This is a genomic window from Pseudoalteromonas tetraodonis (assembly GCF_002310835.1).
Taxonomy (GTDB): domain Bacteria; phylum Pseudomonadota; class Gammaproteobacteria; order Enterobacterales; family Alteromonadaceae; genus Pseudoalteromonas; species Pseudoalteromonas tetraodonis.
This window is the reverse complement of the sequence record NZ_CP011041.1, coordinates 2709292-2729711: the sequence shown is the minus strand read 5'-3', so window position 1 is coordinate 2729711 and position 20420 is coordinate 2709292. Positions and strand designations below refer to the sequence as shown.

Here is a 20420-nt window from a genome sequence, read left to right as displayed (position 1 = left end):
TACCCTATATTAACAAAGCGTGTTATCTTTGCTAGTAAAAGTTAATAATAAAGTTTGATATAGCGCATGAATGGGTAAATCTTATTTTTATAACTGTATTTCACTCGGAGTTTTATTAAAGTGGCGTTTAAACTCACGGCTAAACTGTGATGCACTGGTGTAACCTACCTTAAAAGCAGCTTCATTTGCTTTGCTGCCCGCTGTAGTAATTAACTCTTTTGCTTTAGCTAAACGTACTTTTTTTAAGTATTGTAAGGGAGATTCAAACGTTACCTGTCTAAATGCGCGATGAAAAGAGGATACACTCATATTTACCTCTTCTGCTAAACCTTCAACAGTAATAGGGTTTGCATAGTCCTGATGCATCGTTGCTAGTGTACGAGCTATACGCGCATAATGGCCATCATGCATAGCTAGGCCTATTAAAGTATTCCCTTGGGGGCCGCAAAGGACACGATACACTAGCTCTTTTACTATATCTTCGCCGAATACCTCAGCCTCAAGTGGATTATTCATAACCGTTAGTAACCTACATGTCACCTGCTCCATTGCGCAGTCTAGCTTTGCTGATTGTACTGCGCCAATGTTCGCGCTGGAGACAGATAAAGGCTGGTGCTGCATCATCTGATTAACCAGTTTGTGCAACATGACAGGATTTATATCTATAGCTATGCCCATAACCGGTAAGTCATTATCGGTAAACGCTTCACACTCTAATGGGACCGGTACACCTAGTACCAAGTAATCACCTTCGCCGTATTTTATTTGATGTTCTGGGAAATGAATTATTTTATGGCCTTGGCCAACCACGATTATGCCTGAATTATAAATAAGCGGCTGGCGCGGTGAACTTTTGGTAGCGCGATGAAAATACACTCCAGGAATAATTGTTTCCATGGTGCCCTCAAAGCTTAGTAAATTATTGTGCTCGGCGTATTGTTGCAACATTTTGGCTATGATGGGCATAAAAGTATCTGTAATTAAAATATTTTGCGTAAAATAACAGTGCTGGTAGTTTTAGGCAAGCTTTAGGTAGTTATTGGGCTTTTTATATATTAACTTTGCTACTAATATGCATTCATCAAAGCTTTACTTGATATGTGACTAAGTAAAGCATTATGAAATTAACCGTCACCTAGGAGCAAAATAATGAAATTTAGCTACGTAAATCCCACTCTCATCCAATTTGGCCAACAGCAAATTGCCGCACTTAGCGACTTGATCGCAAAAGATCAAAAAGTATTGGTTGTTTATGGCGGCGGCTCAATTAAAAAGAACGGCGTGTATAACCAAGTTGCTGCTGCACTTGAAGGTTTTGATTGGGTCGAATTCTCGGGTGTGGGTGCTAACCCAACAATTGAAGTACTTGACCAAGCGGTTAAAATTTGTAAAGAACAAGATATCGACTTTGTATTAGGTGTCGGCGGCGGCTCTGTAATAGACGGCGTTAAATACATTGCGGCTTCTGCAGTATACGACGGCGAAGGTTGGGACATTCCTACTGGTAAGCATACAATTACCAGCGCATTACCAATTGGTGCCGTATTAACGCTACCAGCTACAGGTTCTGAATCTAACCAAAACTCAGTGGTAAGCAAAGAAGCGACTAAGCAAAAATTGCCGTTTGCTTCACCAGAGGTACTGCCTAAATTTGCGATTATGGATCCTGATGTAATGAAAACATTACCACAGCGCCAGCTTGTAAATGGCTTAGTTGATGCGTGGGTGCATACTTGTGAGCAATACCTTACGTTCCCTGAAGGCGCATTGGTACAAGAAGGATACGCAGAGGCACTGTTAAAAACGCTCAAAACACTGGGCGATAACTTTGAAAACCAAGACGATGCATGGCGTGCAAACCTTATGTGGGCAGCTAACCAAGCACTTAATGGCTTAATTGGTTCAGGCGTATCGCAAGATTGGGCAACCCACATGATTGGTCATGAGCTTACTGCTGCCTATGGTGTTGACCATGCGCGTTCGCTTGCTATTGTTCAGCCTTCTTTATTGCGCAATCAATTTGCAGTTAAAAAAGCGAAACTAGAGCAAATGGGTAAAAACGTATTTGGCCTTGAGCAAACAGACGATTTAGCAGAGCAAACAATTCAAGCGATTGAAGCATTTTACCACAGCCTTGAGGTTGCAACACAGCTAACTGAACATGGTGATGATAAAGCGGCTGCCATTGATAATATTATTGGCAAACTAGAAGCACATGGCATGGTTGCCCTTGGTGAAAACCAAGCGATTACGCTAAAAGAAAGCCGTGAAATTTTAGAACACGCGGTTGCTTAAGCGTTAATTTTAAAAAACTACTGGCTATTAAAGCCAGTGGTTTTTTGTTTTATAGTTAACCTCAGTAAACGCAATTGGCGCCATTAATTGATAAAAAGCCCTTTATTGTCGTTTGCCGCTAATATACTATGTAGCTTCAATTGGTTAGGTTTATTTAAGTCAATTTTAGGCTGAGAAGATAGCTAAATTATGCGCTCAAATCGTTTGTTAATGGTCATGTTACTCGTGCTTGTGCACAGCTTTATAAGTTGTGATGGCGCTGCATACCATTTACAAGAAGACGTTGAGCATGTAAGTAACGCATTATCACAAAACACTATAACCGCTGATAATGACCAAGGACAAAGCGATAATCAGCCACCGGTTGAGATTCATGCACACCAACATAGTCACTGTGGCTATTACAGCACACTTAGTCACGCTATTATTCCTCAACAAAGTAAACCCTCAATACTTGTGTATTACCATGGTTTAAATTATCCACCTGATGTACCCCCACCGAATTCATTTAGCTAGTTTTTAATTTAATTTCAATTAATTATTGTGCTTTTAGCTGCCTGCGCGTAAGCGTTTTATGGGCTGTTATAGGCATGTTTAAATTGCTAACTATTTTACACTGTCGCTGTTTTTAGCGTAGGTTGTGAATGGTTTGCAAGTGAACTCTGTTTATTAAAAAACGGACAAGCTATATGAATAAAAAACCAATTATGCTGGTGGTGATGCTGTGCGCGCTACCTGCTTTTAGTGCGTTTGCAAATGTTAAAACACTAACCTTAAAACAAGCGTTGATAAATACCGAGCAACAAAATCCGCTATTAAAACGCTATCCTTATCATCAAAAAATACTCAGCGCGCTTAAATCTCAAGCGGCGCTTTCGCCTAACCCTGTAATAAATGTAGAAGCCGAAAACCTCTTAGGAACAAACGATGCGCGTGGTGTGCAAGGGGCTGAAATAACCTTGGCATTTAGCCAGCTTATAGAGCTTGGAGATAAACGCCAAAGCCGCATAAATTACGCAACGGCTAATATTAAAGCCCAAGCAATACAATATCAAAATGCTCGGTTAGCTTTATTAGCAACCACTGGTAAGCGATATTACGAGGCGCTTAAATTTCAAACCTTACTTACGCTTAACAGCGAACGACAACACGTGGTGAGCCAAGCTCTCAAAGCAATAAAGCAACGGGCTAACGCTGGCGCTGTATCGCAAGCCGATGTAACCCGTATGCGTTATGCACTAAGCCAAGTTGAGCTTGAGACAGCTAAGCTAAATAGCGAATTTGAGCGAGCGCGTTTATCGCTCAATGAGTTGTGGAATGAGCAACATGACTACACGAATTTCGCAGGGAATATGGCTACCTTAATACCGCTTAGGTCTGAGCAAGGGTTACTTGATGCGGTTAACCAAGCGCCTGATTTTGCTATGTTACAGCAGCAATACTTACAGCAAGCGGCCAACTTAACGCTGCAAAAAGCTAATGGGCAAAGCGATATTAATATAGGTGCAGGCGTGAGCTACAACCAGCAAAACAATACCAGTTCGTTGCTGTTTTCGTTTTCAATGCCGTTGCAATTGAGTAACTCAAATAGCGGTAATATTGAAGCAGCTAACAGTCAGTTAGCATTGTTACGTGAGCAGCAAGGACTGTTACGGGTTCAACTACGCCAACAAGTTCGTACTTTGTATGCCTATTACCAAGGCAAAACGTTACAGGCGCAGTTGTTATCAGGGCAGGTTATTCCACAAGCCCAAACACTCATTGAGCAAAGTTTAAAAAGCTATCAACGCGGACAAATTTCGGTGTTGCAATTGCTCGATGCTCAACAAGCTCTATTTGACTCTAAACGCGCACTTATCAATACCTATGCAGCGCTATATCAAACGCACCTTACTCTTGAGCGTTTAACTGGCCAATCTTTAACTGAGACTTTTCAATCATGAACAACACGTTTATCGCACTATTAATATTTCTTTCGTTTACAACGAGCGTTATAAGTACACATGTATTTGCCTCAGCAGAGCATGGGCAAATGCAGCAATCCCAAAAACAAGGTGCCCATGGCGGCTTTTTATTAACCAACGCAAAGCTCACTCTTGAGTTAAAGCTGCGAGAATTGGCAGGTAAAGTTGAGCTGCGCGTATATGGTTATGAGCAAAATCAGCCGATAGATATAAACGATTTAAGCATCGAAATGAACTTAAAACGATTAGTAGAAGCGCCGCAAAAAATACAATTTACCCGTGAGAATGAGTACCTTGTTAGCACGCAACCCATAAATGAGCCACATTCGTTTGCGCTTTTCATTACTGCCAATTATAAAGGTGAACACGTTAGTTTTGAGTACACCCAACACGAAGGCCGCACTATGCTTAGTGAGCGAGCGATTAAAGGTGCGGGTATTGAAACGCAGATAGCACAAAGTGGCGAGGTTGATATTTCCGACACGCTGTTTGGTGTTATTGCACCGACACAGCATGGCACAGTAGAAATTATGGCGCCATATACCGGATTGATCAGCGATATTTTTGTCAGTATTGGTCAAAACGTTAAAAAAGGCGATGTACTGGCCAGTGTCACCAATCGTGAAACTTTGCAAAACTACAGTATTAAAAGCCCTATTAGCGGTGTGGTAACCGAGCAATATTTAAAGCGTGGCGAACTGGCAAGTACTCGTGCGTTAATGCAGGTCGTGAATCTTGATAAAGTATGGGTTGAACTCTCAGCCTTTCCTGAAAACATCGAAAATCTAGCCATTGGTCAAAGCGCCACGGTATACGATTTACATCATCATTTAAATGCCCAAGGTAAGGTGTTTTTTATAGCACCTATGATGACTGGCGGGCACATTGCACGTGCCCGTATTGAGCTTAATAACCCTGATGGTCATTGGCGTCCAGGTATGCATGTTAATAGTGATGTCAGTATCGATAAGGTTAATGCTAACGTGCGTGTAAAGCCTGAGGCTATTCAAGATTTTAATGGTATGGCGAGTGTGTTTGTGCGTAAAAATAGTGTGTTTGAAGTACGCCCTGTTACTTTGGGCGCAAAAAGTAGCGAGTGGGTCGAAGTCATTGCGGGTTTAAGCCCAGGTAGCGAGTACGTCACAACCAATAGCTATGTGATCAAAGCCGATATTTTAAAAAGCGGCGCAAGTCACGCTCACTAGGAGGTACCATGATTAACTGGATTGTTTCTTTTGCGGTTAAACGCCGCATGATGGTATTGGCACTGACATTTTTATTTGCTGGGTTTGGTGTGTATAACATCCAAAACTTAGCGGTAGATGCGGTACCCGATATTACCAATGTACAAGTGCAAATTAACTCTAAAGCGCCTGGTTTTACCCCGCTTGAAGTTGAGCAGCGTATTACTTACTTAGTCGAAACGGCGATGGCGGGTATTCCTAAACTTGATTATACCCGTTCGCTTTCTCGCTATGGGCTTTCTCAAGTAACCATTATTTTTGATGAAGGCACCGATATTTATTGGGCGCGTCAACAAATTGGAGAGCGTATTCAAAGTATTCGCGCCGATTTACCTAATAATGTTGAGCCAAACCTTGGACCTATTGCCAGTGGTTTAGGTGAAATATTTACCTATAGCGTGCATGCAAAACCCGATGCGTTAAAAAGTGATGGTATGCCTTACAGCGCTGAAGATTTACGTACTTTACAAGACTGGGTTATTCGTCCGCAGCTTTTAAAAGTAAAAGGCGTAACCGAAATAAATAGCCAAGGTGGCTTTGAGCGCCAGTACCAAGTTGCGCCCATACCAGAAAAGCTCATCGCTTATAAGCTAACAATCAACGATGTTATTAGTGCACTTGAGCTTAATAACAGCAATCGCGGAGCCGGTTATATAGAGCGCTTTGACGGCCAATATTTAGTGCGCTCACCTGGGCAATTAAAAACATTAGCGGATATAGCAAACACCGTTATTGCTAAGCGTGATGATGCTCCTGTGCGAATTAAAGACGTGGCAAAAGTATACTTAGGAAAAGAACTCAGAACTGGCGCGGCTACTTATAATGGCGAGGAAACCGTATTAGGCACGGCGATGATGCTAATTGGTGAAAATAGCCGTGTGGTTGCCAAAGCCATGGCTGATAAGCTTATACAAGTACAAAAAAGTTTACCTGCAGGGGTTATTGTTGAGCCTGTTTATGACCGCACCAATCTGGTTGATAAAACTATCGCCACAGTACAAAAAAACCTGTTTGAAGGTGCGGTATTGGTCATCGTCATTCTGTTGTTATTGCTTGGGAATATCACTGGTGCGCTTATTACCGCCATGGTTATTCCGCTGAGTATGCTATTTGCTATTACAGGCATGGTGGGCAATCGAGTCTCGGGTAACTTAATGAGCTTAGGTGCAATCGATTTTGGATTAATTGTTGATGGCGCGGTGATTGTGGTTGAAAACTGCCTTCGTCAATTAGGGATAGCTCAACATAAACATGGCCGCTTACTTACGCTCAGTGAGCGTTTAGAGGTTGTAACTTCAGCCACCAAAGAAGTGTTTAGCCCCGCAGTATTTGGTATTTTAATTATTATGTTGGTGTATTTACCGCTATTTGCGCTCAGTGGTGTTGAGGGCAAAATGTTTCAGCCTATGGCGTTTACCGTGGTTGCCGCGTTAATAGGTGCACTTATTTTTGCTGTCACCTTTGTGCCGGCGGCTATTGCCGTATTTGTGCGTGGTAAAGTAGATGAAAGCGAAAACGCAGTAATGCGTGGTGTTAAAAAAATCTACAAACCACTGCTTAACTTATCGCTTAAATTACCGTGGCTGATGGTGAGTATTGCCACTGTTTTGGTATTAGTGCTTGGCTTTAAAGTTAAAAATATGGGCGCCGAATTCTTACCGCAGCTAGATGAAGGTGACATTGCAATGCATGCGCTGCGTATTACTGGCACCGGTATTGAACAATCGGTGCAAATGCAAAAGCAGTTGGAGCAGGCTTTATTAGAGCAACCTGAAATTGCGAACGTATTTTCAAAGATTGGCACTGCAGATGTAGCCAGCGACCCTATGCCGCCTAATGTTGCCGACACTTTTTTAATGTTAAAGCCGCGTGAGCAATGGCCAGATCCGTCACTAAGTAAAGACGCGTTAGTGCAGCAAATTCGTCATCGTGTGAATGAGGTACCTGGTAATAACTATGAATTTACCCAGCCTATAGAAATGCGCTTTAACGAGTTAATTGCCGGTGTGCGTGCCGATGTAGCGCTGCGTATTTACGGTGACGATTTAGCCATACTCAAACAGTTTGGCGAAAAAGCCACTGGTTTAATGCGAAATATAAACGGTGCTACTGATGTTCGTTTAGAGCAAATGGAGGGCTTGCCTACACTTTCTGTTACCCCAATGCGAGACCATATGGCGCTATTAGGATTAACCGTAAACGACATTCAACAAACCCTTGCCGCTGCTGTTGGTGGGGTGCAAACAGGGCTAATTTATGAGGGGGATAAGCGCTTTTCGTTATTAGTACGCTTAGATAAGCGTTGGTCTGATGATGTCTCTGCGCTTGCGCGTTTACCTGTCGCATTACCTCAAAGTAGTAACCCTGAGCTTGCATTTGTACCGCTGGGAGAAGTGGCTACAATCAGCATTGAAAAAGGCCCTAACCAAATAAACCGCGAAAGTGGTAAGCGTAATGTGGTAGTAACGGCCAATGTAGCGGGGCGCGATTTAGCAAGCTTTGTAAGTGATGTCCAAGCGAAAATGAACGCACAACTTAACCTACCTAGCGGTTACTGGCTTGAATACGGCGGTACGTTTGAGCAATTACAATCGGCGAGTAAACGTTTGTCGTTGGTTGTGCCTGTGACTTTATTGCTTATTTTTGGCTTACTTTATAGTGCTTTTGGATCGCTGCGTGATTCACTCATTATATTCAGCGGTGTACCTCTGGCACTGACCGGTGGGGTATTGGCGTTATTGCTACGAGATATGCCGCTTTCTATTTCAGCGGGTGTGGGGTTTATTGCCCTAAGTGGTGTTGCGGTATTAAACGGTGTAGTGATGTTGTCGTTTATTAAGCAGTTACGAAACGAAGGGTTAAGTTTATACCATGCAATACACAGCGGCGCATTACAGCGATTACGCCCCGTGCTGATGACCGCGCTTGTGGCAAGTTTAGGCTTTATACCGATGGCGCTCAATACCGGTACCGGCTCTGAGGTGCAAAGGCCATTAGCAACCGTGGTTGTAGGCGGTATTATGTCATCTACCTTACTAACACTATTAATTTTGCCAGCACTTTATAAGTTAGTGCATACAAAATTTAAAAAGCCGCAAACAGCTTAACTAATTACTAATTAGGTAATAACGTAAAAAGCAGCTGAAGTGTCAGCTGCTTTTTCGTTGTTATTAAGTAAAGCGTGCAGTTTAATTATATTGAAACAGGTTATCCCAGCGTTCATCTAATATGGCCTTTGCGTGCTCTAGATTTATCGCGTTATATAGGGTGTTTGTGCAGGTTACTAAATGCATACGTTCAAGTTTTTCAAGCGCATCACTAATTTCAAAATCTAGCTCGCATTGATACTTAGTTTTAAACCACGTCTCTATTTGCTCATCAAGCGCGTGTGCGCTTAAGCCATTTTTAGATTTTAGTAAAAACGTATACGCAAGCAGGGCTTCTTTAATGTCTTCTTCTTCGGCAGCGTCTATCAGAGTGTGGAATACACCGGCGTTGTTATCTAGGTTTTTAAAGTACAGATTATCGCTCAACGCTTTCATAAATTTAATTTTGCGGTTTTTAAATTTACTCCACTCTTTAAAAACAAAACTACCAAATACCCCAATACCAATCGCTAATGTAATAAAGTGCTGCTGAGTCATGGTAACGGCTTCATCTCTAAACCCTCCCCAAAATGCAAACAAAGCAAACAATAAAAGTAATGAGGCGCCCAGTTTGGTAACTAACACCACCGCACCGCCAATAAGTGCAGATGAGCCAATAATAATTTTATCAATCGGGCGCATCCGCACTTCGCTATTCGGAAACAGCATTTCTAAGTCAGCTTTTGGCACATTTTGAAATAGTTTTACTATGGTAGAACTTGGCTCAAACCCCATAGGTAGTTTATTTTTTGATTCAAAATAGGCTTTATCTTTAAAGCGAATAAATACCGCTACGCGGTCGTAGTTGGTAAAATGCAGTGGCTTTTTACGTAAGCCCCAAAAGCTGGTTATGGTTTCGGTAAGTTGCGATTCGCCTCTGCGATAAAAGACCACTTCTTCAAAGTCGTCAAACTCTACCTCTAGGCGTACCTTAAAAAGCGATTCTTCGTTGAGTGCATCTTGTAGGTCTTCATTGGTGATCACTTCAAAATTAGCCGCATTTAATACGTTGGCAAAATCTTTTGCAAAATCGCGTTGGCACTGGGCTTTTTGCTCCTTCGAGACAGGGGCTAACGAGCGGGTGTCGCTATTAGGATCAAACGGTGCGTAATTGTTTTTCAGTGACTCAAGGGTTGAGTGGTAATTATAATGAATCAGGCTGGCGAGCACGTCGCAAAACTGTTTAAAAGAGGTTTGTTGTGCACTATCGGCAAGCTCTTGGCTGCACATGCCTATGATATCTTGCTTTCTAAAAGGAATAAAACGCGCAGTTTGCATAATTAATAATTGTCAGAAAAGTATAATGGCATTGAGCAATAATAAAGTACTCTGGGAAGTATTACTATTTTGCCAATGTTAAATCTATAAATAATAAGGCGTTATATTTTCAGGTTAGATTAACCTAACTGTGCGATGATGCCAGTACCCGCTAAAAATATTAATCTCAGTAGTTAAAAGGATGTTTAATGGCTATACAAAAAAAGCTCAAGCAAAAAACACGTCAGTTTATTGAGTCTAAAAATATGCTCAGCGGTATTACGTTTGCCTCATTTTTAGAATCCACCATAGTGCCCATTCCACTTGAAGCAGTACTGGTGCCCTTAATGCAGGCAAGGCGTGAAAAACTGTGGCAAATTGCCCTTATGGCCACAATCGGCTGTGTTATTGGGGCGTTGTTTGGTTATGCGTTGGGTTATTATTTATTTGATGTAGTGGGCGATTGGATCATTAATACCTTTTCTAGTGCTGAACAGTTTGAAAACGTTAAGCAAAAAATGCAGGCACAAGGTTTTTGGTTTGTATTAAGCTTAGGTATTGTGCCTATTCCGTTTCAAATTGCGATGTTGGCCGCTGGCGCGACTAAGTATTCGCTGGCGCTGTTTTTATTAGCAAGCGCTATTGCTCGCTCTATACGTTATTTTGGTTTAGCGTTAGTGGTATATTATGCAGGCAATCAAGCTGAGCGACTTATCAGTAAACATAAAACTAAAACCATGATTGGGTTAACTATTTTAGTTGCTATTGGCTGGGTTGTTAGCACACTAATATAAATCAATCCGTTTTATAATTTGTGGTATAGTTTTTAATAGTAATTATAAAAATAATGTAAATATCGCCTATGATGAACCCGGAAAAAGTGAGTTTAAAGTTAAGCCATTTTGTTAAAATTACCAGATTAAATAAGCTGTTAATTTTGATGACGCTGGCGTTTATTATCGCTTTCTCAATTTTTTCGTTGATGTACTTTCCCCCATTAGACATAACCCAAAACCTCTATGGCTTTACCACTGACTTTATTAATTTAGTGGTGATTTTTGCTATTTTTTTTGTAGTGCAATGTTCACGGTTAGCTAAAAAAGCGTATTTATATGTCAGTATCGGTTTAATGCTATGGATTGTAGGCTCTACTGCCGATGTGCTCGATGAAGTGATACGTCAGCCTTTTTGGATAAGCAATTACGTAGAAGACTTATGTCGCACATTAGGTATGCTAATTACCGCTTATGGTTTATTTAAAACCATGCACTTTATGCAGCGAATGCACACCCGCTTGGCGCAAGAGTTTATTATAGATGATTTAACTAAAGTGTATAACCGACGCTGCTTTTATCAGCATGTGAAGGGGATTGCTAATAATCCCTATACTGTTTTAATCATAGATATTGATCACTTCAAACGTATTAATGATGACTTTGGCCATGATGTGGGCGATCAGGTGCTTAAACAGTTTGCTAGCAAAGTAAATGCGCTATTTAACAATGAAAATATATTTGCTCGCATAGGGGGGGAGGAATTCGCCGCTTATCTGCCTAGTTATGAGCTTGATGAAGTACTTAACTTTGCGCAGACTATCCTAGAGACTGCTCGCACTATTACAGTGCAAAATCAGCGCTCTTTAACGGTTAGCATTGGTATTGCACATCGTAGCAGTGAGCAGAGCTTTGATAATGTGATGAAACGTGCTGATCAAGCATTATACCGCGCTAAAAAAGCAGGCCGTGATCGCCTTGAGGTTGCTTAACCATCGTAATTTTATGGTATAAGCTTTGTTTGTAACTTTTTTGGGTACTTGTTTTGTAAAATAAAAAAGGGACTGTATGGATGAGTTAATCGGATTAGCAATCATTATATCTATTGCGATTGTTGCAGGAGGCGTATGTGGTTTAGTTGCCTTAGTGCAATTAAACGGCTTAAAACAAGAGATTGCAGTATTAAAATTCAAGCTATCACAGTATGAGTTAAACCCAAATACAGTCCCTAGCAAATCCCCTGTAAACACACAACCAGATAACGCAAAACCTTTAAACCGCGCAGACATTCCTGCCTCTGATTATAAACCTGCGAGCATTAAACATACGCCACTACCTAAAGTAGCAATTAAAAAGCCATCGAGTATTGAACTGCTTTTTAAACAATTACGTGCAGGCTTTGAACAAAACTGGATGACTTGGATTGGTGCTATTGCTTTGGCTTTAGGTGGCGTATTTTTAGCAAAATACAGTTTAGAGGCGGGGCTACTTTCACCAGCAATGAGGCTCAGTGCTGGTGGGTTATTTGGTGTTGGCTTAATCGCAGCGGCGACCTATTTACATTATAAACGTATCGTTTTTGAAGGCTTTAATAATTATATTCCTGCAGCCTTGGCTAGTGGCGGCTTTATAACCTGTTTTGCCTTAATGTTTTTAGCTTATAACAGCTTTAGCATGCTCAGTGCTGAGTGGGCGTTTATTGGCTTAGCAGTTATTGCTCTGTGTGCTAGTGCAATGGCAATAAAGCTAGGCCCTTTACTTGCAGTAATAGGCATTATAGGCGCATACAGTGTTCCTATTTGGGTAAATACGGGCAGTGGGCAGTTATTTTCTTTGCTTATTTATGTTGCCCTTGTGAGTGTTGCTGCGACATTAGTGGCACAAAAAGTAAAGCGTGTTTGGCTGTGGTATTTATTATGGGCAGGGCATATTGGCTGGTATTTGGTTGGACTCACTTTATTTACCTACGACACAGTGTGGTTAATAGGCGCTTTTGCGTTGTTAAGTATTTTAGGATTAATCGCTATTGCACGCTTAGGGTTAACCTTTAATACCCTTGAAGTGCGCCCGCACAGCTTCAAACGATTAGTTAACTTATTTCCAGATCACGGATTATTACTGGCCTTTATGGCGCCTTTAATGATTGCCATGCTATTGAGTTTGTTTAATTTACAATGGCAAATCGTGGCGTTGTTAAGCATCGCTTTGTTACTATTTTTAGTGTTAAAAAATAGCCGTTGGGATGCATGGCAAGGGGTTTCTTTAGTGATTGCGCTGTTACTAGTGGTCAGTGCTAAACAAACTTATGCCTTTGATGATGCGTTATTTATTTTTAAAAACGAATATGGGCTAGGCTTATTACTTGCCCTGGGGTTAAGTGGCTATGGACTCTATTTTGGTAATAAATACCCAAAACGATTAGCTTTTCATTTGCTTGCTTCATTAAGCGTGTTTGCATTAGTTGGCACTTTGTATGCGATGATCCCAAATACGGCTTTAGCAACCGCTTATCCACTTTGGGCGGTATTGTTATGTTTAATGAGTGCGGTGTTAATTAAATTTACGCAAAATAATACAACCTTATGGCAACGTTTTAGTTATTGGGTGGGAGCAAACGCCAATATCACTTTAGCAATTACTATGCTACTGAGCGATAGCGGCCTTACCATTGCACTGGCTGTTCAAGTATTACTGCTGAGCTTATTAATAAAAAAATACAGTGTGGCTATGCCACACTGGCCAATAAAAGCCCTTGTGGCGGCATTACTTTTACGCCTTACCTTATCGCCGTGGACGCCTAGTTATGATGATCTAACTATCTTTGGTTTGCATTGGAGCTTAGTTGTTTACCCGCTGTGTATTGGGTTATTTTTTGCAGCGGCTAAATGTTTTAATACTTCAAAACTAAAAATATGGTTAGAGGGGGCGGCACTGCATTGTTTAGCGTTATTTGTGACAACCGAAACCAGTTATCAACTGGTAGGGCACTACCCTCAGTTGTTTTCTTTAAGTTTTTATGAGCAAGTTTTGCTCAGCTGTAACTTGCTTGCTTTAGGCTGCGTTTATTTATATCGCGCGCAAAGTGCAGGGCAGCTGGGTAAGTTATACCGCACTGCAGGTTTGATTTTATCAGCGTTAGCTGGCTTATTATTAATCAATACAACGTTGGATGATAATCCGTTATTAATGCGTCTTTATGTTGGTGAAACGCCAATATTTAACTGGGTGCTTTTAATCTGGTTCGTCCCGAGCCTGCTGGCGTTATGGTTAGCGAGTTTAGTTAAATCGTTAAATGCTAAATTGAGTCAAATTACACTCGGTGTGTCTGGTTTATTAGCGGTATTAGCTATCAACACCTTGATCCGCCAATATTGGCAAGGCGGCTTTATTTACCTTGATAAGGCAACCAGTGACGCCGAGCTATATAGCTATTCGGTTATTTGGTTATTACTTGGCGCATTGGTGGTGATCGCCGGACATTTAAAACAGCTGCGGTTATTACAAAATGTCGGTTTGGGGATTCTTGGTGCGGTAATCGTTAAAGTATTTTTAATTGATATGGCTAATTTAACTGGGCTTTTAAAGGCATTATCGTTTATTGGCTTAGGGCTTTCGTTAGTCGGGCTTAGTTGGTTGTTCCAAAAACTAAGAAAGCGTAATTATAGCAATTAAGCATAGCTTTAAGCCCAGTTTTTACTGGGCTTAAGCGTTTATTGGTGGTTAAGTACTATGATTAAGCAGGGCCTTAAGTTTACCTGGTTTTACTGGTTTACTTAGGTAATGAATATTTTCAGCTTTGGTTGTTTGTTTTAGCTCGGTGTCACGCACCGCGGTAATTAAAATTGCCGGAATGTCGCTTTGCCAAGTCTCTCGCAGTGTTTTAATTAAAGTAATGCCATCCCAATCATTACCTAATTGATAATCCATTAAAATAACATCGGGCGCTGCATGCGCTTTAGCATACGCTAACACAGCATCAACTTTGTCGAATAAGGTGTAATTTGCCCGCCATTTTTTCAATAAGCTGGCCATCGCGGCTAAGTTTTCAGGATCGTCGTCAACGGCAATAATATTAATCGCAGCGCGGTTGTCTACGATATTTTGATTTGTTTGTTTTTGTTGCACTAATTGCGCATCACCATAAGGCACTTCTATACTAAATCGACTGCCTTTATTAGGTAAAGAAACCACATCAATCGGCAGGCTCAGTAAATCAGCCATACGTTTAACTACCCCTAGACCAAGGCCTACGCCTTTATTGTCGCCCGCTTCAATTCGGTAAAAGTCGTTAAATATTTTTGCCTGTTCAATATCGCTAATGCCTGGGCCTGTATCCCATACCTCTATGCGTAAACTGTGTTTACGATTTCTGCAGGCAATTAGCACTCGGCCATTTTCGGTGTATTTAATCGCATTAGACAGCAAGTTTTGTAGTATTCGGCGCAAGTAGGTAATGTCACTATGCACTATTTGCTTATTTGAGCGCACTGTAAATGACAGTCCTTTATCGCTTGATAAAATGGCATATTCACTTTTGAGAGGGTCTAAAATATCGTCAATACAAAAGTGACGTGGGCTTGGGGTCATTGCGCCTTGTTCTAATTTTGCAATTTCGAGTAAGGCCGACATTAAATGCACCGTTGAATCTAAACTGTCGCCAAGCTTATTAAAATTATTTTTATTCGTGGTGTCTAGTTGTGTTTCATCAATCGCGGCAAGGTATAAACGTGCAGCATTCAATGGCTGTAAAATATCGTGACTTGCCAATGCTAAAAAGCGAGTTTTACTATCATTAGCTTGTTCTGCCTCACGCTTGGCCAAAGTAAGTGCTTGCTCTGTTTGTACGCGGCTATCTATTTGTGCTTGTAGATTACTATTAATCGTTTGTACTTCTTGGGTGCGCGCTTCAATACGGTTTTCTAAGTCCATATTAATTTCTTCTAGCGCATTTTGAGTACTAATGTGAGTAGTAATATCAGAAAAACTGGTTACAAATCCGCCATCAGGAAGTGGGTTACCGATCATTTCATACACTTGGCCGTTTCGACGATGGCGAATAAAGTGATGTGAACTACCATTTTTTAAATGCTGAACTCGCTTATCAACATGACGGTCAATTTCACCTGGGCCACATTCACCGCGCTCTGCGTTATACCGGATTATTTCCTCAATAGGTTGGCCAACTTGTAAAAAGCCCTCGGGGTAGTTAAACATTTCACTGTAGCGCTTATTCCAAGCAACGAGGTTTAGGTCTTTATCAACAACGGATAGGCCATGGCTTAAGTTCTCTAACGAGGTAAACAATAAGTTTTGATTAAACTGCAGTGCTTGTGTGGTTTCATCAAAAAAGTTTACCACCTCTTCAAACGCCATGCGTTTGCCCGATGATACGGTATGAATAAGTGCTTGCGCTGATGATGCACCTAATACCCCAGTAAGCGCACGTTCGCAGTAAGCAATAAAGTCAGCGCGAGGGTGAGCATTGTTGTCGTTTAAGTCGTGATGAAGCGCATAGTGTGATAATACTTGCTGGCTACGTTGAATCCCTAAAAAGGTCTGTAGCAGTATTTTGAAGTCGTATACCGTGGCTTTTACATTTTTATTTAATCGACGCGATAAAATAGCCTGATCTTTAGGATTAACAAAAGCAGCCGCTTGAATTTTGTCGATTAAGCGCTCTTCAGCCCCTAGCGAAAAACTAATGTAACAGCCAATATTAGCAAACAAAGCGATAAGTGTACCGCGCGTTATTAGGGTTTGTTGTAACTCACTGTCTAGTGGGTTGGGGGCATCTAAAATAGGCAACATTAAAAACAGCACCCAACATATCACGCCGGCGAGTAGTCCAGCATAAACCCCATAGGCATGGCCTTTTCGCCAATATAAACCACCCACAATGGCAGGCAATAGTTGCGATACCAATGAAAAAGCAACCAATCCCATACTAGCCAGTGCACTGCCATTTCCAAACCATTGCTGATAGAAGTAAGCTAAAATAAGTACTCCGGCAATGGTAAATCGACGCACTAGTAAAATACGTGATTTATAGCTGCTGGTAATTAAGTTACGTTTAAATTTACGACGTAACATTAACGGCAATACCACATCATTTGAGATCATGGTACTTAACGTTAATGTGGCTACAACAATCATGGCTGTAGCTGCTGAAAGCCCCCCAATAAACACAAACGTAGTCAAAAAAGCATTATTGTGCAGCATAGGTAAGGCAAGTACAAAGCTGTCTGGTGATAAGCTGCGGCCTATTTCTGGGTGAATCGCAGCGGTGGCAATAGGTAAAATCATTGCTGCTGTTAGCAATAAATACAGCGGGAAGGCCCAACGCGCAGTGAATAAATGGCGCTTATCTTGGTTATCGACCACGGTTACATGAAATTGGCGTGGCAAACAAATAATAGCCGCTGCTGCCATAAGTGACTGGCCGATAAAATTAAAACTAAAAAAGTCAAAGTGTGTCCAGTGCATCCAAATAGACTCGGCAACTTGACTGCTACTTTGGGTAGGTAAATTAAATAAGCTGTATATCGCAAGCCCTGCAACGGCGGCTAAGGCAAACAGTTTAACTAGAGATTCAAACGCCACAGCGAGCATTAAACCTGAACGGTATTCGGTTACATCAACTTTGCGCGTACCAAAAAATATAGCAAATAGCGCCATCATTAACGTGGCCGATAGCGCTAAAATATCCCCTGATATCTGATTGCTGTTTTGTAGGAGTAAAAAGCTAGAGCTGAGTGCTTTTAATTGCAATGCAATGTACGGAATGGTGGCCAATAAGGCGATTATTGTCACCATAATGGCGGTGGTTTGACGCTTACCATAGCGGGCTGAAATAAAGTCGGCAATAGTGGTGATATTTTGTTTTTTACTCACCAGTACCAGTTTACGTAAAAAGCCTTGACCGAAAAAAAACAATAAAGCGGGGCCTAACAATATAGGTAAAAAACTCCAGCTGCTGGTCGCTGCTGTGCCTACTGAGCCGTAGTAAGTCCATGAAGTGCAATAAATACCTAGTGCAAATGAATACACAAACGGGTGATGACTAATACGCTTGGCAAGTGGCGTGGTTTTATCCCCCCAATTAGCCAGCCAAAACAGCACGCCTATGTAGCCAAAGGCAACAATGAGTAGTACAGCCGTCATGTTTATTTAACCTTGTAGAATATTTTTATAATTTGCCATAACTATACCCAAACTATTTCAAGATGCGAGTGTCAGTTGGCGTTTGAGGTAGTTTGGGTTTTTACGATATTTGGTTGCGGGTTAAATAGGGGGGTATACATTTTATTTATATTATCTATAAATAAAATAAAGTATTGATTTTTAATGATTTATTTTAAATTGGTTATTTAGTTAGACTAATGTCTTATTCCCACGCTTTACTCAAAAATTGGCGTAAACACCTCGCAAATAAATTAATTAACTTACTGAAATTAAAGTAGTTCACTTGTTGTTTACTAATTAAGCGCCTACAGTTTACGAAAACGTTAACATGTTGTTACGACTATTGTCGCAATTCAATATTTGAGTAGCGTTGCTAAATTGATTAACGAATATAAAAAACCACCCATCGTAATCTTGCGATGTTTAAAGGGGAAAATAAAAATGGCTTTTAAAAATGAAGAACAAGCAAAAGCTTATTGGGCAGAAAACATTTCATTACTGTTTAAGTTATTAGCGGTATGGTTTGTGGTCTCTTTTGGCTTTGGCATATTACTTGTAGATGTACTAAATGAAGTACGTTTTTTTGGGTTTAAACTTGGCTTCTGGTTCGCCCAGCAAGGCGCGATTTATACCTTTGTGGCTTTGATTTTTGTGTACGTTTTCAAAATGAATACGTTAGATAAAAAATATGGCGTAGACGAATAGGAGCTAGTCAATGGATGTTCAAATACTCACATTTATAATTGTCGGTTTAAGCTTTGCGCTTTATATCGGTATTGCAATTTGGGCTCGTGCTGGGTCAACAAATGAATTCTACGTTGCTGGTGGCGGTGTACCTCCACTAGCCAATGGTATGGCAACTGCTGCGGATTGGATGAGTGCTGCGTCATTTATTTCAATGGCAGGTATTATTTCGTTTGCTGGCTATGACGGTAGTGTTTACTTAATGGGGTGGACGGGTGGTTATGTACTACTGGCCATGTGTTTAGCGCCTTACTTACGTAAATTCGGCAAGTTTACTGTGCCAGACTTTATCGGGGACCGTTACTACTCACGTACTGCGCGCTTAGTGGCTATTTTATGTGCCATCTTTATTTGTTTTACTTACATTGCGGGTCAAATGCGTGGTGTGGGTGTGGTGTTCTCGCGTTTCTTAGAAGTTGAAATTGAAACCGGCGTTTACATCGGCATGATTATTGTTTTCTTTTATGCTGTACTTGGTGGCATGAAAGGCATTACTTACACGCAAGTTGCGCAGTACTGTGTACTGGTATTTGCTTATTTAGTACCGGCTATTTTCATCTCTATGATGGCAACCGGTCACTTTTTCCCACAAACAGGCTTTGGTGCCACGCTAAGTGATGGTTCAGGCATGTATGTATTGGATAAATTAGATGGTTTAAGTACTGAGTTGGGCTTTGGTCAATACACTGAAGGCTCGAAGAGCATGATTGATGTATTTGCAATTACAGGTGCTCTTATGGTGGGTACTGCTGGTTTACCACATGTAATTGTTCGCTTTTTCACTGTACCTCGCGTAAAGGACACACGTATTTCAGCGGCGTGGACACTGGTGTTCATTGCTATTGTTTACACAACAGCACCTGCAGTAGCTTCGTTTGCCCGTGTAAACATGATTGACACCATTAATGGTAAAGACGGTAGCGGCACAGCGTATGCAGATGCACCTGCATGGATCAAAAACTGGGAACGCACAGGCCTAATTACCTTTAATGATAAAAATGGTGACGGCAAAATGTTTTACACATCAGGTAAAATCACTGACCCTAATAGCGCGAACGAAGTAAACGTTGACCGCGATATTATGGTACTAGCGAACCCTGAAATTGCCGACTTACCAGCATGGGTTATTGCACTCGTTGCTGCTGGTGGTATTGCCGCGGCACTATCGACTACAGCGGGCTTACTATTGGTTATTTCAACCTCAGTATCGCACGATTTGCTAAAACGGACACTCAAACCGGATATAACCGACAAGCAAGAATTACTTGCAGCGAGGTTAGCAGCGATGATTGCTATTGTAATATCCGCCTACTTTGGGATTAACCCGCCAGGATTTGTGGCCTCGGTTGTTGCCTTTGCCTTCGGCTTAGCGGCGGCGAGCTTCTTCCCTGCAATTATTATGGGTATTTTCTCTAAATCAATGAATAAACATGGTGCAATTGCAGGCATGGTAACGGGTATCACCTTTACTGCTGCATACATCATCTACTTCAAGTTTGTGAGCCCAGAGCTTAATAGCCCAGAAAATTGGTTCTTAGGTATTTCACCTGAAGGGATTGGTTTAGTAGGTATGATCATTAACTTTGCAGTAGCGGCAGTTGTAATGAAAATGACTAAACCAACACCAGTTGAAATTCAAGAAATGGTGGAAGGCATTCGTAATCCTAAAGGGTCTAGTGAAGCGCATGCTCACTAATCCATATATCTAATGATATAACCCATCAAAGCCCGACTTAAGTCGGGCTTTTTATTTGTTTAAATAATGACTACATTAAATAATCGCTATATTAAATAACCATATTTCAGGTTAAGTCG

The 20420-nt window shown here is 41.2% G+C and carries 13 protein-coding genes; 10 read left to right on the top strand and 3 right to left on the bottom strand.

The features are described 5' to 3' along the window. Positions 1–87: 87 nt before the first annotated feature. Positions 88–966 carry an AraC family transcriptional regulator gene (locus tag PTET_RS12745; RefSeq protein WP_096038730.1) on the bottom strand — a complete coding sequence of 293 codons (879 nt, stop codon included), beginning with the start codon at positions 964–966 and terminating at the stop codon, positions 88–90. 183 nt (positions 967–1149) lie between these two features. On the opposite strand from PTET_RS12745, the gene PTET_RS12740 reads away from it, so the two are divergent. From PTET_RS12740 to PTET_RS12720, 5 genes are all read left to right on the top strand, one after another. After that, positions 1150–2295, top strand: a complete 1146-nt coding sequence (locus tag PTET_RS12740) for an iron-containing alcohol dehydrogenase (protein ID WP_096038729.1) — start codon at positions 1150–1152, stop codon at positions 2293–2295. 189 nt (positions 2296–2484) lie between these two features. Further along, positions 2485–2811, top strand: coding sequence for a hypothetical protein (locus tag PTET_RS12735; RefSeq protein ID WP_096038728.1), 327 nt, complete (start codon positions 2485–2487; stop codon positions 2809–2811). 173 nt (positions 2812–2984) lie between these two features. Beyond that, positions 2985–4238, top strand: coding sequence for a TolC family protein (locus tag PTET_RS12730; protein ID WP_096038727.1), 1254 nt, complete (start codon positions 2985–2987; stop codon positions 4236–4238). Continuing rightward, the gene (locus tag PTET_RS12725; protein WP_096038726.1) at positions 4235–5464 is read left to right on the top strand and encodes an efflux RND transporter periplasmic adaptor subunit; all 1230 of its coding nucleotides are present in this window, start codon (positions 4235–4237) and stop codon (positions 5462–5464) included. Before PTET_RS12730 ends, PTET_RS12725 begins: the two co-directional genes overlap by 4 nt. A gap of 8 nt (positions 5465–5472) precedes the next feature. Then, positions 5473–8610, top strand: coding sequence for an efflux RND transporter permease subunit (locus tag PTET_RS12720; RefSeq protein ID WP_096038725.1), 3138 nt, complete (start codon positions 5473–5475; stop codon positions 8608–8610). A gap of 81 nt (positions 8611–8691) precedes the next feature. Here PTET_RS12720 and PTET_RS12715 read toward each other — a convergent pair whose 3' ends face one another. Continuing rightward, a complete protein-coding gene (locus PTET_RS12715) occupies positions 8692–9927 on the bottom strand; it encodes a TMEM143 family protein (protein WP_013465759.1) in 1236 nt (411 codons plus the stop codon). A gap of 188 nt (positions 9928–10115) precedes the next feature. Here PTET_RS12715 and PTET_RS12710 point away from each other — a divergent pair, with 188 nt between their 5' ends. The 3 genes from PTET_RS12710 to PTET_RS12700 all read left to right on the top strand — a co-directional run bounded on the left by PTET_RS12710 (position 10116) and on the right by PTET_RS12700 (position 14351). After that, positions 10116–10700: a YqaA family protein gene (locus PTET_RS12710; protein ID WP_096038724.1), complete on the top strand. Its 585-nt coding sequence runs from the start codon at positions 10116–10118 to the stop codon at positions 10698–10700. Positions 10701–10771: 71 nt separating this feature from the next. Continuing rightward, positions 10772–11671, top strand: a complete 900-nt coding sequence (locus PTET_RS12705; protein ID WP_096038723.1) for a GGDEF domain-containing protein — start codon at positions 10772–10774, stop codon at positions 11669–11671. A 76-nt stretch (positions 11672–11747) separates the two neighbouring features. Then, on the top strand, positions 11748–14351 hold the full coding sequence (locus PTET_RS12700) for a DUF2339 domain-containing protein (protein ID WP_096038722.1): 2604 nt from the start codon (positions 11748–11750) through the stop codon (positions 14349–14351). A gap of 48 nt (positions 14352–14399) precedes the next feature. Here PTET_RS12700 and PTET_RS12695 read toward each other — a convergent pair whose 3' ends face one another. Further along, entirely contained in the window at positions 14400–17840 is a 3441-nt protein-coding gene (locus tag PTET_RS12695; protein ID WP_013465755.1) for a hybrid sensor histidine kinase/response regulator, read from the bottom strand. 462 nt (positions 17841–18302) lie between these two features. On the opposite strand from PTET_RS12695, the gene PTET_RS12690 reads away from it, so the two are divergent. Both PTET_RS12690 and PTET_RS12685 read left to right on the top strand, forming a co-directional pair. Next, positions 18303–18566 (top strand): DUF4212 domain-containing protein, encoded by a 264-nt coding sequence (locus PTET_RS12690; RefSeq protein WP_008464847.1) that lies wholly within the window; start codon positions 18303–18305, stop codon positions 18564–18566. Positions 18567–18576: 10 nt separating this feature from the next. Beyond that, positions 18577–20301 carry a sodium:solute symporter family protein gene (locus PTET_RS12685; RefSeq protein WP_096038721.1) on the top strand — a complete coding sequence of 575 codons (1725 nt, stop codon included), beginning with the start codon at positions 18577–18579 and terminating at the stop codon, positions 20299–20301. Positions 20302–20420: the final 119 nt, after the last annotated feature.

Excerpts from the sequence above, each read along its gene's own strand:
- PTET_RS12700 (WP_096038722.1), top strand. The coding sequence starts at position 11,748 with ATGGATGAGTTAATCGGATTAGCAATCATTATATCTATTGCGATTGTT.
- PTET_RS12735 (WP_096038728.1), top strand. The coding sequence starts at position 2,485 with ATGCGCTCAAATCGTTTGTTAATGGTCATGTTACTCGTGCTTGTGCAC.
- PTET_RS12740 (WP_096038729.1), top strand. The coding sequence starts at position 1,150 with ATGAAATTTAGCTACGTAAATCCCACTCTCATCCAATTTGGCCAACAG.
- PTET_RS12705 (WP_096038723.1), top strand. The coding sequence starts at position 10,772 with ATGAACCCGGAAAAAGTGAGTTTAAAGTTAAGCCATTTTGTTAAAATT.
- PTET_RS12710 (WP_096038724.1), top strand. The coding sequence starts at position 10,116 with ATGGCTATACAAAAAAAGCTCAAGCAAAAAACACGTCAGTTTATTGAG.
- PTET_RS12730 (WP_096038727.1), top strand. The coding sequence starts at position 2,985 with ATGAATAAAAAACCAATTATGCTGGTGGTGATGCTGTGCGCGCTACCT.
- PTET_RS12690 (WP_008464847.1), top strand. The coding sequence starts at position 18,303 with ATGGCTTTTAAAAATGAAGAACAAGCAAAAGCTTATTGGGCAGAAAAC.
- PTET_RS12695 (WP_013465755.1), bottom strand. The coding sequence starts at position 17,840 with ATGACGGCTGTACTACTCATTGTTGCCTTTGGCTACATAGGCGTGCTG.
- PTET_RS12720 (WP_096038725.1), top strand. The coding sequence starts at position 5,473 with ATGATTAACTGGATTGTTTCTTTTGCGGTTAAACGCCGCATGATGGTA.
- PTET_RS12745 (WP_096038730.1), bottom strand. The coding sequence starts at position 966 with ATGCCCATCATAGCCAAAATGTTGCAACAATACGCCGAGCACAATAAT.
- PTET_RS12685 (WP_096038721.1), top strand. The coding sequence starts at position 18,577 with ATGGATGTTCAAATACTCACATTTATAATTGTCGGTTTAAGCTTTGCG.
- PTET_RS12715 (WP_013465759.1), bottom strand. The coding sequence starts at position 9,927 with ATGCAAACTGCGCGTTTTATTCCTTTTAGAAAGCAAGATATCATAGGC.
- PTET_RS12725 (WP_096038726.1), top strand. The coding sequence starts at position 4,235 with ATGAACAACACGTTTATCGCACTATTAATATTTCTTTCGTTTACAACG.